The sequence below is a fragment of the Lysinibacillus sp. NPDC093216 genome (assembly GCF_050280325.1).
GTDB lineage: Bacteria > Bacillota > Bacilli > Bacillales_A > Planococcaceae > Lysinibacillus.
On sequence record NZ_JBNNVB010000015.1, the window covers coordinates 81,000 to 95,893 of the forward strand.

A 14,894-nucleotide genomic window follows, 5' to 3' on the forward strand; every position below is an offset into this window, starting at 1 on the left:
CTCCTAGCTCGCGCAAGACTCACATTCTAGCAATTCTACAGATGTTGAGCGCACATAATAAGTCGTTTTTACACCGCTCGCCCAAGCATTCATATGCAATGCTAGTAAATCTTTCGCCTTAATCGTATTTTGAACGTATAAATTAAGTGAAATGCCTTGGTCGATATGACGTGCTCGTGCAGCATTTTGCTTGATTGTCCAATTTTGATCGATGAAATAAGCAGATTTATAATACCAAGTTGTCACAGGTGATAGATCAGGTACTGTTACTGGAATTTTGTAATCCTTCTTCTCTTCTGAATAACTCTTTTGGAAGATCGGATCAATCGTAGCCGTACTGCCTGCTAAAATAGATGTTGATGAGTTCGGTGCAACTGCCATTACATAGCCGTTACGCATACCTTTCTCAGCAACCGCGGCGCGTAATGCATTCCATTTATGACTGTCATAGCCACGTTTGTCAAAATACGCACCCGTATGCCAATCTGAGCCTTCAAATAATGGATAAGCTCCTTTTTCACATGCCAAATCGTTAGAAGCACGAATCGTTAAATATGCAATTTCTTCATATAGCTTGTCCGCAAACTCTACAGCTTCCTCAGACTCCCATTGAATTTCTTTCAAAGCTAATAAATGGTGCCAGCCAAACGTTCCAAGTCCAATACCACGGTAGCGTAGGTTCGTAATTTCTGCTTGTTTTACTGGAATTGTATTTAAAGCAATAACGTTATCTAACATACGTACTTGAACTGGGATTAATCGTTCTAGAACACCAGCCGGTACTGCTCTACCTAAATTGATAGACGATAAGTTACATACAACGAAATCTCCAGGCTTGCGACGTGTTACGATGACATCATCTTCAAGGGTAATAGACTCAAATTCAGTAGCTGACATATTTTGGAATATTTCTGTACACAGGTTCGAGCTGTAAACCATCCCTTCATGCTTATTCGGATTCATGCGATTGACTTCATCTCGATAGAACATAAACGGCACGCCTGTTTCAAGCTGAGAGCGCATAATACGCTTCATAATATCAATGGCTGGTACAACTTCACGACTTAACAATGGATTGGCGATACATTCCTCATATTTAGTACGGAAAGAGCCGTCACCCTTTTTCTCATCATAGAAATCCTCTAGTGAAAAGCCCATAACTTCTCGCACTTCATGTGGGTCAAATAAATGCCATTCCCCGCGCTCTTCTACCGTTTCCATAAATAAATCCGGTAAGCATAGCCCTGTGAAAATATCATGAGCACGCAAACGCTCATCCCCATTGTTTAAGCGTAAATCTAAAAACGTAAAGACGTCTTTATGCCAAACATCTAAATAGACAGCAATAGCGCCTTGTCGTTGACCAAGCTGATCGACTGAAACCGCCGTATTATTAAGTTGTTTAATCCATGGTAAAACACCACTTGATGCACCTTTAAAGCCTTTAATAGATGAGCCTCGGCTACGAATTTTACCCATATAAACACCAATACCACCGCCGTACTTCGATAATGTTGCGACATCTGTATTCGTGTCATAAATGCTTTGTAAACTATCATCTACTGTATCGATAAAGCAACTTGATAGCTGTCCATGTGTTTTACCTGCATTTGATAATGTTGGTGTGGCAACAGTCATATATAAATTACTCATTGCCCAGTAAGATTCACGTACTTTTTCTAAACGATTTTCTGTTTCATCCTGCATCAGAGTCATCGCAATGACCATCCATCGTTCCTGCGGTAATTCCACCGGTGTTTTCGTGTAATCACGGACTACATAGCGGTCCATTAATGTTTTTAAACCTATATACGTAAACAACTCATCTCGACTTGATTCTAAATAAGAAGCGAGTTCCTGAAGCTCCTGCTCACTATACTTTGTTGTTAAACTTTCATGATACAAACCAACTTCTGTATAGTGTGCTAAATGTTCTGGGAAAACCTTATAAACATCTTTCACTGAGACACCACGACGCATCGCAAATTGGTCATATAATTTTTCTAAATAAATTTGAGCTGCGACAAATGTCCAGTATGGCTCCTCTTCATCAATGAGGCTAAGCGTTTGTAAAATCATCGCATCTGCCCATGCTTCAAATGTGGCATTGTCGTTTTTTCGTAGCCATCGATCCGATAACCTCACAAAACTTTCGAGTTCATCCTCCGTGTAACTTTTCTTGAGCTTAGTCATTTGCTGTTCGATTTGAATTGTCATGTACACATTCTCTCCCTTTCCTTCTCCAGCAACACAAAAAGCGATCACGCAACATCTATCGGTTACGTGATCGCAGTAAAATCGGAAATGGAAATGAAGGATAAGCGCACAAAGAAGTGAACAAATCTCTCGCCTCCACTTCTCAATCCCCGAAGAATGTGTTGCTGTCTTGAACATATCGGCAGGTCTCCTGGCTCATGCTTCCTCCAAATGATCACCTTCCCGTTCTTCACAGTGGCCTACTCATCATTTGTCAGCACTTACAGTTGCGGGGACAGCTTCGGCCTAAGATGACTCTTTTTCCGAATTCCCTTTTAAACCATATTGGTACCGTTCGTCCAAAATACTATATATTGTGTTTTAACTCCTAAACAAATCTAACATATTGTGTTTATTGTTGCAATAGGCGATTTGCCCCTTGCAAGTTATAAAGTGCTACATTTTCTCGAAGCAAGCCCAATTACAATGCAGTTTTACGTAGTTTTTCAAAATTTCTAGGAAATTTTTTTTGTGCTAGCTGCTCTTTTTCAGGCTGTATTCCTAGCAAAACTACTGCACATGGACCAGCCGATTTCTCAACATCTAACGAACTTTTGACCTGTTGCTCGCTAAAAAGGCGGGTAAATTCTGCTTGTAGACCTTTTGATCCAACTGGCCATACTTGCTGCACAATCCCCTCTTTCCACGCCTGAAAAATAGGTTGGAGCTGTGCGACATCTTCAGGCTGAGCAAGGATTTCATTGCCTACAAGCGGTAATCCATAGGTGTACCAACTAAGCTGTTCATACTTAGTTGCTGTGTGTTTTTGCTGTTCACCTAGCATCGTTATAGATAATCCTGATTGTAGAGTCGGCATATTGGACTCTGTACTACCGTCTATCGGTGGACAATTAAGCCCCGCCTCATCAAAAACCTGCTGAATGCCTGCAACATAACGAGACCATGCAGCATCTCCTGAAAAATTAGCGAGTAAAATATGGTTTGGTAAAGCATTTGCAGCAAGCTGCTCTAAAAAAGTAACACGCGCCGTGAAGTATGCCGTTAGTTTGTCTGGAGCAGACACAACATCTTGTGGTTTTTCGCCAATGGCTGCGGCATTATCTGTTGTAGCAAACAGCTCACCTATTTTTATTGCATTTCTCAATGTACTCGACCTTCCTTACGCACAAACACCTTTGACAGAATTGGCATCACAATTGCAACGATCACCAGATTTACGAGTGTTGCCAATGGAAGACTAGTCAGTGACGCCCAGTAAAATGCCGGACTAATGATAAAGTAAAATGGTAAAGGTGCCACAACACCATTTAGAATAAGTGCCACGGGCCATTTCCAGAAATGCATTCCTTTTTTATGCATGACCCCAAAGACCCATACAACAATAAACATTTCTACTGCGATAATAATATGTAGTGGCCCTAGAGGGAAGCCAGTAGTTAAGGCTGAGATAAAATGCCCAATGACTCCCGAAACCCCAGCTAATACTGGAGATAAAAAGACAACGCTCAACAATGCAGGTGCAGAGTCAAGCGCTGCAGTTGAAATAAATGTTGGAATTTTAATGACTGCACCTACTGCACAAATTGCCGCAACCATGGCAGTGAGCGTCAATTTCATCAATCTTTGTCGATCCATCCCATTTCCTCATTCCTTTAATATTTGGCTATTCATTATAACGTGTGGTTGATTTCCGTTCCGGCTGGGTGCTTTGTCGCTTTCGCACAGAGCAAAGCTTCCTGGAGGCGTCCGATAAGCCGCTAATCCCAAGGTGTCGCCGCTTTTACCCCAACCACAACTTTTAATGAAAAGCCTACTTTATGAAACAATATTATTTGATTTGTTCCCCGATACCGTACCAAATGCGTACGACTTGTTCAGCTTCAGCGAATAATGCCTGGTACAAACGCCCACATGTATCACGCAACAATCGTGCCTGTTTTTCCATCGGCACAACTCCACGACCCATATCGGTCACTATTATATAGACGGCACAATTTTCTTCAAGAGTCTTTAGTCTTGTCAAAATGATTTTGACAAGGGGTTCATCCTCCTCAAGATCTTGTGTCACGAGCCACTTCTCTATGTTTTTAATAACTAGTACATCACAGGCTGGGCTGTCATTAGGTAGATTGCCATCTACAAGCTCAACTTTTTGACCTTCGAGCAATTTCATGACATAGTCGGTTTTTCCACTATGGGCGCCTCCGATAAAGACATGCATCGCGCTCCCTCCTCCCAAGCCTTTCTTGTAAACGTTAAAGAAAATATTTTATCATGCGGTGATTGATACGACCAAAAAGTTTGCTCAGTCGGTGCAAATTCTACAAGAAGCGCTCGAATAACTCCACCATGGACAACGAGATGATAAACATCTTCGTCTTTTGGTAATGCCGTGAACCCTTCAATGACACGCGCACAAAAGGCATCAAAGCCTTCCCCCTTTGGAGGTGGTGACTGTACGGGATCATCTAACCATGCACAATAACGACTATCTGATTTTAAGTCATCATATGTGAGCCCTTCAAATTCACCGAAGTTCGACTCTCGAAATCTCCTATCAGACACATATGTTGCATTCGGAAAATAATGGGCTGCTGTTTCCCTACAGCGCAGCAAGTCACTACCATACACCTTAGTGGCATCTGAATCTACTATAGTCAGCAAAGATGCATCGGCTAATGAAGAATCTGTCCAACCGATATAACGCTTCTCCAAATTCTCCTTTGTTGGAGCATGTCTCATTAAGTGCACAATAACAACGTCACCCATAATACAACCTCCATTCCTTCAATTGATGCACCGAGTAAATCTCCAGAAACGCCACCAAAGTTGCGCACTGTAAATTGACGAAAGACTAAAAAGGCAATCGCTAATACAGCCATCAACACTAATGGAACAATGGAGAAACCTATGACAAACAACAAGCTACTATACGCCACAACTAATGTGATAAGCATAAAGCAGATAAGTGATCTCGGCTTAATATGTGTTTTAAAAAAGTAGGCAAGCCCCTTTTCCTTTGAGCATTTGAGCGACATAAAATAAAAGCTCATGCCTACTCGTGTTAATAACGGAATAAACACAGGCATCCATAGTGCAAACTTATGCTGCACGAATAACTCATGCAGTATCACAAATTTGCCAAGCACTAGAAATAACACGGACAGCACTCCAAATGCGCCAACACGTGGATCATCTAAAATTTCAAGCCGCTTCTCACGATCTCGATACGAAAAATAAGCATCTCCCATATCAATAAAACCATCTAAATGTAAACCACCTGTAAATAAGGCAAATAATCCGACAATCACAAAAGTAAGCAAAACCTCACTGCTTGCCGTCCATTCTGTTAAACTATAGATCACCGCCGCCACTGCGGTGCCCATAAGAGCCCCTATCCATGGTAAAAAGGCGAACATCCCGGTAATCGTTGCCTTCGTTAAAGGAATTTCTTTATGTACTGGCAAAACTGTAAAAAATTGAAACGCAAGTTGTATGCTATGCCAGAAATTTTTCATCGTCTTGCCACCTTCTTCATTTATTATTTCCACTTCTTTACGACACCATAATTTATTTCATATGCCTCATCCGCAATAGAAACGAACCATTGATGTAATTTTCCAAGCATTTGTCGATATAATTCTACTTCCTCGCTAGAATAAGGTGGCTCATCAAATAATTCGTTTGAGACGATAAAAAACGTCACCCTTTTCTCAAGTAACGTCTTTACCGCCTTTTTTAAAACATCAAGCTTTTGTTCTAAACAGCCAGGTTTTTCCACACAGGGAGTTCCCGTGTCAAAACCCTCGTAAAAAGCATTTGTCAGCCATGTCGTAACACAGTCCCATAACACAACATCTCCATCAGTCAGTTTACGTAATGTATTTGCAATGTCATAAGGTGCTTCTATCGTCAGCCATTCAATATTTTGTGCTCGTCTATCTGCCTGATGACGCACTATTCGCTTCTCCATCTCATGGTCCAACGCTACTCCAGAAGCAATATAAATAAGTCGTCGCGCTTGGTTAAACGCTGTTTGATAGTGAGAAACAGCCGCTTTTTCAGCAAAGTGGGATTTACCACTGCGTACTCCCCCTGTAATGAAAATCAGTGGCATAGTTACGCCTCCTATTGTAAATATTGAATGTTCCCGATATCTTTCACGAGCCATTGTTGCTCGACTTTCTCAATAATCGTGATACTTGTACCATGAATAAATGGTTCTGCCCACAGCTGATTGATGCTTCGCCCTAAAATGGCATTAATGATACATTTAATCGTTACAGCATGGGACACAATTAAAACATTATTCTCGGGATATTTTTCTGCAATTTTCTTTAACGTAAACATCGCTCGCTCTGTTACCGTACCAAAGCTTTCCGTATGGGTTGCGACGAATTGTCCAGGATAATCGGTATATAATTCATAATCAAGGCAGTGCGTAGTCATAATGTCCTCGACTGTTTTTCCTTGCCAATCTCCTAAAAAAATCTCCCGTAAATTATCCTCATAATAGATTGGAAGCTGCCGATTACCTAGAAGAATATGCATCGTTTCCTTAGCACGGCCACTTGAACTGCTATATGCCGCTGTAAAGGAGATATTTTTCAAATGATCTCGAAGTTTTTCTGCATGTAAAATGCCCTTTTCCGATAACGGCGAATCTAACCATCCCTGTAGCCGCTGCTCTTTATTCCACATCGTTTCACCATGTCTTATTAAATAAAAAGTCGTCACCTTTGTCACCCCTAATTTGCGTTAAACCAAGCTTGCAAACAATTCTGTAAATACGTCATAGCCACAATATCTTTAATTCCTATACGGAACCATTCCCCATTTAAGCCCATAAAGTTTTTTGTATGGCGTAGCACGACGCCCTTTGATAAACAGTATGTAAAAAATGTATCTGGTTGCTGATTTTTCGGTAATGCAAAACATACATAATTCGTTACACTATTCGTCACCTGACAACCATTTTCTTGTAAATAGCTCTGCAGCGCTTCCCGTTGATTTTTAGCATAGGCAATAGCTTGCTCACAATATACATGTTCATCTAAACAGCCTGTACCTATAACAAGGGCAAAGGCATTCAAGTTCCAATGCGGTAGGATATTCTTTAGCTCAGTAACAACTACCGGACTTGCTACTAAATAGCCTAGGCGTAATCCTGGGATCGCATACATTTTTGTCATCGAACGAACAACGATCAAATGAGGATTTTCTGCCACATATTGGATCAAAGAACAGGCTTCATCTACCCAGTCAATAAATGCCTCATCAATGACAAGCTCACAATTGACCTTTGCACCGTGGGAGATTAATTCGAGAAGCTCTTCTTTCTTTGGAAGCACCCCCGTCGGATTGTTCGGTGTACAAATATATAATGCATCTGCGTTCGCCATTTCGCTCTTCAGATGCTCCATCGGCAATGTGTAGTGGACAAAATCCTCGACAATTATCGGCACAATTTCAGCGCCTGCCGCTGTTAATGTTCGTTCATATTCTGAAAAAGTTGGATGTACGATAATAACACGCTTATTGGCGTAGCGTCTCACTAGAACACTAAAAAGCTCGGATGCACCATTGCCTAATAATATAGAATCTTTCTGAACTTCATGAAAAGCTGCCACCTTTGATAAAAACGGCTCACCGTCCGGATCTGGATAACGTTGAATAAGCGGATAAAATGTCCGCCAACGCGCTTCAACAAACGGGGGTGGCCCTGCCGAATTAACATTTTCACTAAAATCATACACCTTTTCGGGCATATTAAGTCCTAGCTGATGATAAACATTTTGCGGATTTGCTCCGTGATTAGGTAATTGCAAAAATTAACACCTCCACTGCTAACATAACAAGCGTAAAGAGCAAAGTCGCAATGCGCATATGAATTACAGACGTTGCAATATGCTCTTTTGTTAATGGAACTAATTTCTCGCCCATTATTGCTCGATAAGAAACGACACCCTGATATGTATTTTTTCCACCAAGCTGTACTCCTAATTGAACAGCTGTTGCTGCTTCTAAATAACCACTATTTGGACTTGGATGCTTTTTCGCATCCTGTGCCCAACGTTTTAAGCGGTTACCTAGAGATACGTTTGTTTCATTTTTCGTCCCAAGCACCATCAGTAGACCTGTTAATCGACTTGGAATAAAATTCAGTACATCATCTAGCTTTGCAGCAAACATACCAAAATCTTTATATTTTTCGTTTTTATAGCCAATCATAGAGTCTAACGTATTGACGGCCTTATAGCCCCATAACCCTATTGCGCCAAATAAAAAGGCATAAAATAATGGAGCGGTTACCCCATCACTCGTATTTTCAGAGACTGTTTCCACAACACCACGAACAATCTCATCCTCGTCAAGTTTCTCCGTATCACGGCCGACAATCCAAGAAAGCTTCACACGAGCTTCAGCAAAATCACCTTTAACAAGCGGTTCATAGACAGCCATCGCCGCTTCCTTCAAGCTACGTTGTGCTAGTCCAATCCCAATTAATAAGCCCTCAACCAAGATGCCAAATAGTGGGCTAACTTGATAGCTTAGTAGCATAATGGCTGTCACAACAAACATTGTTGTTCCTACTACAGCTAGTGCCATCACCATGCCACGGAATTTTCTCATTCTTCCTTTATTCCATAATTCAGTTTGAGATTGAATGAGCTTCCCAATCCAGCGTACTGGATGAGGCATTTTAGGAGGATCACCCACGATTAAATCAAAAACAAGCCCAATGATACAGGCAATTACCAGTGCCATCATAAAGGATTCTCCTCTTTGTCTTTTTTATATTTTTGAATGGCCTCACGCATCGTTTCATAAACTCCATGGCCAATGACTTTTCCTAGCATCGTAATCGGTCCAGCATATTGATGGTAGTCGCCTTCCTCTGTTGAAGCAATTAACAAACTATCCGTTGACGTACCTGTAGCTAGTGTACCCGTTGTAGGATCTGTAATCCCCTCATCAATAAGTGCTTTGACCTTAGCCTCTGTCGTAGAAATCATTGCTTGAAATAAAGCTTCATCCGACAATCTTCCATTGATCAGTACCCAAGTATTAATAGTCCCCGCATGATACTGCTCCTGACGATGAAAGGCACGCGTAATATCGACGGCATTACCAAGACCTGCCGTAATCATTATGACAAGATGAATTCCTTCATATGTAAACTCACGAATTGTTGCATATCGGGCATAGACGGCCGTCATCATCGCAACTGTATTGTCAATCGGAAAACCCTCAGACTGTAAAAACCGTTGTAATTCTAACTGTGGTTTGCGTTCATCATACGTATAAGGCACTGAACGATTCATCAAATGTGTATAAAAGCCAAAGCCTGGATTATGTACTGCCGACGATACGACCTTCATTGGTGAATCTGTTTGGATGGCAACATAATGGTCGGAAATATGAATATCTTCCTTACGTAGTACTGGCATTATCTCGCCTCCTATTCAAAGAAAAAAAAACAAATTCTTACAAAGAAGAATTTGTACTGTTTAGTCTTTAATTAATAACCTATCCCAAATATAAACCTTTTGAATTTGCGTACAGCATCACAACTTCATCATACTCAAATTATTTATTTTTTTGAAATTGTATCACAAATTCACGTTTTATCACAATTCAATTTTGAGACATTCCGTTATTGCCTTTGTTTTAAGGTTTTAAAACGAATAATAGATCCCGCAATGATAAACACCCAGCCAATACCGATATAAACAATTTTCATCGTTTTTGTCGAGGATGGTAAAATATCCATGATCGTTAAACAAACAAATAGTATGCCAATCATTGATAGCAACATACCAATCGATAATTTTTTCAACAGAAATACCTCCAATCAATGTACGCCCTTGATTTTACCGTATTCCCGCCAAAAAGAAAACACCAATCCAGTTTAAGGATTAGCGTTTACACCACATTAACGGGCAGCAATTGATCTGTACCGTAAGTGAAACGTCAGGTACACAAATCTGTACCGTAAGCGTAGCGGCAGGTACAAGACTCCCACCTAAAAATTTAGCGAAAGCAAAAAAGTTAGGGAGAACATTAGCTGCCCTTACAGTGGGGATGAAGACCCCCACTGATTAAGTTACACTTTATTCCTTTATACTCTCACATGTGCAAAAAATTCCCCATATAGTGCTTGTAAAATTTGATTTTCATATTCTTGTAGCACACCGAATACTAGACTAACTTCAGATGAGCCTTGATTAATCATCTCTATATTTGCACCTGTTTTTGAAATCGCAGTTGCAGCACGTGCCGCTAGACCCGTGTTATTACGCATGCCTTCGCCTACTATAACAATCATAGAGAAGCCATGACGCATTTGCACATCATCTGCATTCAACTCATTTTTCACACGAGCTAGAATTCTCTCTTCATTATCAAGTGTTATTTGATTTGAACGCATAATGACAGAAATATCGTCTAAACCAGAGGGTGTGTGTTCATATGAAATATTTTCATCTTCTAAAATTTGTAGAAGCTTACGGCCAAAGCCTACTTCCCTATTCATCAAATATTTTGACACATATAAAGTTGAAAAGCCACTATCTGCCGAGATACCTGTAACCGGACGTCCTGTTACAGAGCGTCTTGGTACAATACGAGTACCCGGGGCTGATGGATTATTTGTATTTTTTATGTTAACTGGCACCCCAATCTTGTAAACAGGCATTAACGCTTCATCATGGAAAACTGAAAAGCCTGCATAGGATAATTCGCGCATTTCGCGATACGTAATTTCTTTAATTTCTACTGGATCATTCACGACTTTCGGATTCGCGGAGAACACACAGTCCACATCCGTAAAGTTTTCATAAAGCTCTGCTTCAACAGCAGCTGCTAAAATCGAGCCTGTAATATCAGAGCCACCGCGGTCAAATGTACGCAGTATGCCCGCTTTAGTGTAACCGAAGAAACCCGGGAATACAATAATTTCCTTGGTATATTTTAGGGAGGCTAAATTTGCATAAGCCTCTGGTAAAGCATACGTGCGTTCAGGTAAATCATTGACGACCAAACCATCTTTAGGACTTACGTAACGTGCCGGCATACCGATTGAATTAAAATAAGCAGCGATTAGCTTCGCGTTATTGTCTTCCCCTGCCGCTTTGATGCTATCGATAAATAATTCCTCATTGGATTTATCACCTTGTACGCGTTCACGTAAATCTTCAGCGATCACGTCACAAATTGTATGATCTAATTCCAAACCATCCGCAATCGCCATAAAGCGATTGACAACGATTTGCAGTTCATCTTCAATCTCTTCATTTTTTAATGCTGCCATTGCTAAGTTAATTAATAAATCAGTTACCTTTATATCGTCACCAGAACGCTTCCCAGGTGCAGAAACGGCTACGATTTTACGTGCCGGATTAGATTTTACAATGTTTGCTACTTTTTGAATTTGCTCTGCGCTTGCTACAGATGTTCCACCAAATTTACATACGATCATAACCATCAAATCCTAACTTTTTAAATTAAATGTATTCCTCCAAAAAACAATTGAATGTACACAGTGTACAAATTATCGTTCCTCACGTCAATACAATTTAAAAAATTCACGCAATTAATCGATAGAAAATGGACAATTTTCACACTGTTTGATTTATTATACGGATTTCGTAGGAAATAGTTAAGGTTTTTGCAAATTTTTTTCGTAAAATTCCTATAATCGTACAAATATTCGTCTGAACTAGCTGAAATCATCAAATTTACAGAATTTTTCGATGCTCGATCTGACATGACAAGCCAAATCGTCTTTTCGAAAATAAATATGGATGTCAATATAAACAATTTTGCTTGTATAAAGATAAGATGTATCAATTCAACAGCAAAATGTGGGTCATTATTACAACATCTACAGCCGAAGCTCTTCGGACATGACTATCACAAGATAATTAGCCAACCAAAGTTTCATGCCCTTCTCACTTAGTGTCGTAATAAACCAAGTTACGAAATGTGCCTCATGTAAGTGTTTTTCAGCAAACTTGATTAAGTTGTAGTGCCTTTCTTCTATATTAATTGAAGAAAACGCTTTCCCCATTATGATATGCAGAAAAACTTGTGATGTTTGTGCTATTTCGAATGATGTCAAGCTATTCTTTTTTTTGATTTTTTATCTGTTTTAGGCGGGTATTGCTTTGATTTGCGTTGGTTTCCGCTTTTATTCTGTGGAGGGCTGAATTCGTAGGGACCTGAGCAGTTCTTTGAGGGACCCGATTACTTTCTTCTTGGACCGGAGCAGTTTTTTGAGGAACCCGATCGCTTTCCTCTTGGACCTGAGCAGTTCTTTGAGGGACCCGATCACTTTCTTCTTGGACCGGAGCAGTTTTTTGAGGAACCCGATCACTTTCCTTTTGAACCAGAGCAGTTTTTGAGGGACCCGATCACTTTCTTCTTGGACCGGAGCAGTTTTTTGAGGAACCCGATCACTTTCCTCTTGGACCTGAGCAGTTTTTTGGGGGACCCGATCACTTTCCTCTTGAACCTGAGCAGTTTTTTGGGGGACCCGATCACTTTCCTCTTGAACCTGAGCAGTTTTTTGGGGGAGAGTGAAGAATACAAAAAAATAACTCCAACATCAACTTTAATTTATATTTTGGAGTTGCTTTCAGATCATTTTATAACAAAAAAGACCTAACATAATGTTATGCTAGGGCCTTTTGCATTGTATTTTAAATCAATCCAATTACATTTAAAAATACGATAATAATTGCAATTGGTGCTATAAAGCGAAGTAAGAATAACCATAAAACGAATAATTTATAACCTTTATTTTTACTTACACCCAGTTCTTGCATTAATACTTCTTTCTTCATTTTAAACGGTACGAAGATCGCAACTAATAATACACCGAGTGGCATAAGAATATTACTTACTGTAAAGTCTGCTAAATCAAAGATTGTTTTTCCAAACAATTGCACATCGCTCAATACGCCATATGATAGCGCCGATGGAATCCCTACAACAAAGATTAGTAATCCGACCATCAATGCCATATTTTCGCGTTTCCCTTTACCTTTTTTCGTTAAAGAGGCCACGCTAATTTCCAACATGGAAATGGCTGATGTTATTGTTGCAAAGAAAAATAGTAACAAGAAAATAATGAAGAACAATTTCCCGAATGCCATTTTACTGAAAATTGCTGGCAAGACAATAAATAATAGACCAGGTCCTTGAGATGGTTCCATTCCAAATGCGAATACTACCGGGAAAATAGCAAGCCCTGCAAGTAATGTAATCACAAGCGTTAAACCGACGATAGAAAATGCGGAACGTGGTAAACTTTCTTCTTTCGGTAAGTATGAGCTATACGTAACCATTACGCCTACACCGACAGATAACGAGAAGAACGACTGCCCCATCGCATATAAAATAATTTCAGATGTAACATTTGAGAAATCAGGTTGCAAGAAGAAGCGAACCCCTTCTCCTGCCCCATCTAATGTAAGAGCACGAATAATTAATACAAAGAATAAAATAAATAATGCTGGCATGAAATACTTATTTACTTTTTCAACACCGTTTTGTACACCTTTACTTACGATAAAAATAGTCATAAGAATAAATAATAGCTGTGATCCAACCGCTAATAATGGATTAGAAATAATTTCACCAAAGGTTGCTTCGTAAGAGCCATTTCCTTCCCACAGTCTACCTGTAATTGCGTTCCATAAATATAATAAAATCCATCCTCCTACAACACTGTAGAATGAAAGCAAGATGAAACATGTGACGATCCCTAATTTACCGACCCACGGCCATAGCGTATTAGGAGCAATATTTCTATAGGCATCAACAGCCTCTTTTTGCGTACTTCTTCCAACTACAAATTCTGCCAATAATAACGGTAAACCAATTAATAAAGTAAAACCGATGAAAATAAGGAAGAACGCACCGCCACCTCCAATACCGGCCATATACGGGAACTTCCAAATCGCGCCAAGACCGATTGCCGAGCCTGCTGCTGCTAAAATGAAACCTAATTTCGATGTCCATTGCTGTGATTCCATCTCTTTATCTCCTCTCTTTTTCTGTTTATTACAATTCGGTCTTTATTCATATTGGTCTATCGTAAGTCCTTTCAAATAAAAATCGCCTCAACGAAACGTAGGGAAAATAAAAATATCACAATAAAAAACGTCCCTACGCAAATACGTAGGGACGATTATATATCGCGGTACCACCCTAGTTATGAAGATACAACAAGCGTAAAACTTTAATAAAAAACGCCCCTACGCAATTACGTAGGGACGATGTAATATCGCGGTACCACCCTAGTTATGAAAACACAACAAGAATAAGACCTAAATAAAAAACGTCCCTACGTAAATACGTAGGGACGATAGATATCGCGGTACCACCCTAGTTGTGAATAAAATTCTTCACCACTTTATTTGATAACGGTATTCACTACCGTCTTCCACTTCCTCACAACGTGTGATTTATGAAAGATGCTCCAGGTCGAAATTCATGATCATCTATATACTGATTCGCACCAACCATCAGCTCTCTGAAATAGGGAGATTTTCACTACTTAATCCTATCATTGCCCAAATATTAATTTTCCGAATTGATACTATCATTTTTATCACACATTTAATACTAGCGTCAATTAATTTTTTGAATTTTTATGTATTATCCTCTTT

Annotated in this window: 15 protein-coding genes, 1 riboswitch and 1 other annotated feature; all 15 genes read right to left on the bottom strand. The window is 39.8% G+C overall.

Annotated features, from left to right (window positions below; all coding sequences use genetic code 11):
* Positions 1–3: 3 nt before the first annotated feature.
* Complete coding sequence (locus tag ACQKOG_RS16590) at positions 4–2,217, bottom strand: ribonucleoside-diphosphate reductase subunit alpha (protein ID WP_370078578.1); 2,214 nt, start codon at positions 2,215–2,217, stop codon at positions 4–6.
* A 162-nt stretch (positions 2,218–2,379) separates the two neighbouring features.
* A riboswitch (cobalamin riboswitch) is annotated at positions 2,380–2,567 on the bottom strand.
* A 110-nt stretch (positions 2,568–2,677) separates the two neighbouring features.
* A complete protein-coding gene (locus tag ACQKOG_RS16595) occupies positions 2,678–3,361 on the bottom strand; it encodes a hypothetical protein (protein WP_370078576.1) in 684 nt (227 codons plus the stop codon).
* Entirely contained in the window at positions 3,358–3,852 is a 495-nt protein-coding gene (locus ACQKOG_RS16600; RefSeq protein WP_402871795.1) for an ECF transporter S component, read from the bottom strand. Before ACQKOG_RS16600 ends, ACQKOG_RS16595 begins: the two co-directional genes overlap by 4 nt.
* Positions 3,853–4,045: 193 nt before the next feature.
* A complete protein-coding gene (locus ACQKOG_RS16605) occupies positions 4,046–4,438 on the bottom strand; it encodes a bifunctional adenosylcobinamide kinase/adenosylcobinamide-phosphate guanylyltransferase (protein WP_427447463.1) in 393 nt (130 codons plus the stop codon).
* Complete coding sequence (locus ACQKOG_RS16610; RefSeq protein WP_402871801.1) at positions 4,387–4,986, bottom strand: histidine phosphatase family protein; 600 nt, start codon at positions 4,984–4,986, stop codon at positions 4,387–4,389. The genes ACQKOG_RS16605 and ACQKOG_RS16610 overlap by 52 nt, the downstream gene beginning before the upstream one ends.
* The gene (gene cobS, locus ACQKOG_RS16615; RefSeq protein ID WP_370078568.1) at positions 4,959–5,735 is read right to left on the bottom strand and encodes an adenosylcobinamide-GDP ribazoletransferase; all 777 of its coding nucleotides are present in this window, start codon (positions 5,733–5,735) and stop codon (positions 4,959–4,961) included. The genes ACQKOG_RS16610 and cobS overlap by 28 nt, the downstream gene beginning before the upstream one ends.
* A 23-nt stretch (positions 5,736–5,758) precedes the next feature.
* A complete protein-coding gene (locus ACQKOG_RS16620) occupies positions 5,759–6,334 on the bottom strand; it encodes a bifunctional adenosylcobinamide kinase/adenosylcobinamide-phosphate guanylyltransferase (RefSeq protein ID WP_370078566.1) in 576 nt (191 codons plus the stop codon).
* An 11-nt stretch (positions 6,335–6,345) separates the two neighbouring features.
* Positions 6,346–6,954, bottom strand: coding sequence for a histidine phosphatase family protein (locus ACQKOG_RS16625; RefSeq protein ID WP_427447466.1), 609 nt, complete (start codon positions 6,952–6,954; stop codon positions 6,346–6,348).
* Positions 6,955–6,965: 11 nt separating this feature from the next.
* The gene (locus ACQKOG_RS16630; RefSeq protein ID WP_370078562.1) at positions 6,966–8,045 is read right to left on the bottom strand and encodes a pyridoxal phosphate-dependent aminotransferase; all 1,080 of its coding nucleotides are present in this window, start codon (positions 8,043–8,045) and stop codon (positions 6,966–6,968) included.
* Positions 8,032–8,988, bottom strand: coding sequence for an adenosylcobinamide-phosphate synthase CbiB (gene cbiB, locus ACQKOG_RS16635; protein ID WP_370078560.1), 957 nt, complete (start codon positions 8,986–8,988; stop codon positions 8,032–8,034). The genes ACQKOG_RS16630 and cbiB overlap by 14 nt, the downstream gene beginning before the upstream one ends.
* Entirely contained in the window at positions 8,985–9,668 is a 684-nt protein-coding gene (locus ACQKOG_RS16640) for an adenosylcobinamide amidohydrolase (protein ID WP_370078558.1), read from the bottom strand. Before ACQKOG_RS16640 ends, cbiB begins: the two co-directional genes overlap by 4 nt.
* A gap of 206 nt (positions 9,669–9,874) precedes the next feature.
* Entirely contained in the window at positions 9,875–10,057 is a 183-nt protein-coding gene (locus ACQKOG_RS16645) for a hypothetical protein (RefSeq protein WP_132358490.1), read from the bottom strand.
* 282 nt (positions 10,058–10,339) lie between these two features.
* A complete protein-coding gene (locus tag ACQKOG_RS16650) occupies positions 10,340–11,698 on the bottom strand; it encodes an aspartate kinase (RefSeq protein ID WP_370078556.1) in 1,359 nt (452 codons plus the stop codon).
* An 893-nt stretch (positions 11,699–12,591) separates the two neighbouring features.
* Complete coding sequence (locus tag ACQKOG_RS16655; RefSeq protein WP_370078554.1) at positions 12,592–12,810, bottom strand: hypothetical protein; 219 nt, start codon at positions 12,808–12,810, stop codon at positions 12,592–12,594.
* A 110-nt stretch (positions 12,811–12,920) separates the two neighbouring features.
* Positions 12,921–14,258, bottom strand: a complete 1,338-nt coding sequence (locus tag ACQKOG_RS16660) for a sodium-dependent transporter (RefSeq protein WP_415732534.1) — start codon at positions 14,256–14,258, stop codon at positions 12,921–12,923.
* Positions 14,259–14,580: 322 nt separating this feature from the next.
* Positions 14,581–14,804 (bottom strand) — a binding site (T-box leader).
* Between the last annotated feature and the right edge of the window lie 90 nt (positions 14,805–14,894).

What these genes read in the sequence shown, in the direction of transcription:
- cobS (WP_370078568.1), bottom strand. Translation starts at nt 5,735, where the DNA reads ATGAAAAATTTCTGGCATAGCATACAACTTGCGTTTCAATTTTTTACA.
- cbiB (WP_370078560.1), bottom strand. Translation starts at nt 8,988, where the DNA reads ATGATGGCACTGGTAATTGCCTGTATCATTGGGCTTGTTTTTGATTTA.
- ACQKOG_RS16590 (WP_370078578.1), bottom strand. Translation starts at nt 2,217, where the DNA reads ATGACAATTCAAATCGAACAGCAAATGACTAAGCTCAAGAAAAGTTAC.
- ACQKOG_RS16650 (WP_370078556.1), bottom strand. Translation starts at nt 11,698, where the DNA reads ATGATCGTATGTAAATTTGGTGGAACATCTGTAGCAAGCGCAGAGCAA.
- ACQKOG_RS16660 (WP_415732534.1), bottom strand. Translation starts at nt 14,258, where the DNA reads ATGGAATCACAGCAATGGACATCGAAATTAGGTTTCATTTTAGCAGCA.
- ACQKOG_RS16610 (WP_402871801.1), bottom strand. Translation starts at nt 4,986, where the DNA reads ATGGGTGACGTTGTTATTGTGCACTTAATGAGACATGCTCCAACAAAG.
- ACQKOG_RS16605 (WP_427447463.1), bottom strand. Translation starts at nt 4,438, where the DNA reads ATGCATGTCTTTATCGGAGGCGCCCATAGTGGAAAAACCGACTATGTC.
- ACQKOG_RS16640 (WP_370078558.1), bottom strand. Translation starts at nt 9,668, where the DNA reads ATGCCAGTACTACGTAAGGAAGATATTCATATTTCCGACCATTATGTT.
- ACQKOG_RS16620 (WP_370078566.1), bottom strand. Translation starts at nt 6,334, where the DNA reads ATGCCACTGATTTTCATTACAGGGGGAGTACGCAGTGGTAAATCCCAC.
- ACQKOG_RS16600 (WP_402871795.1), bottom strand. Translation starts at nt 3,852, where the DNA reads ATGGATCGACAAAGATTGATGAAATTGACGCTCACTGCCATGGTTGCG.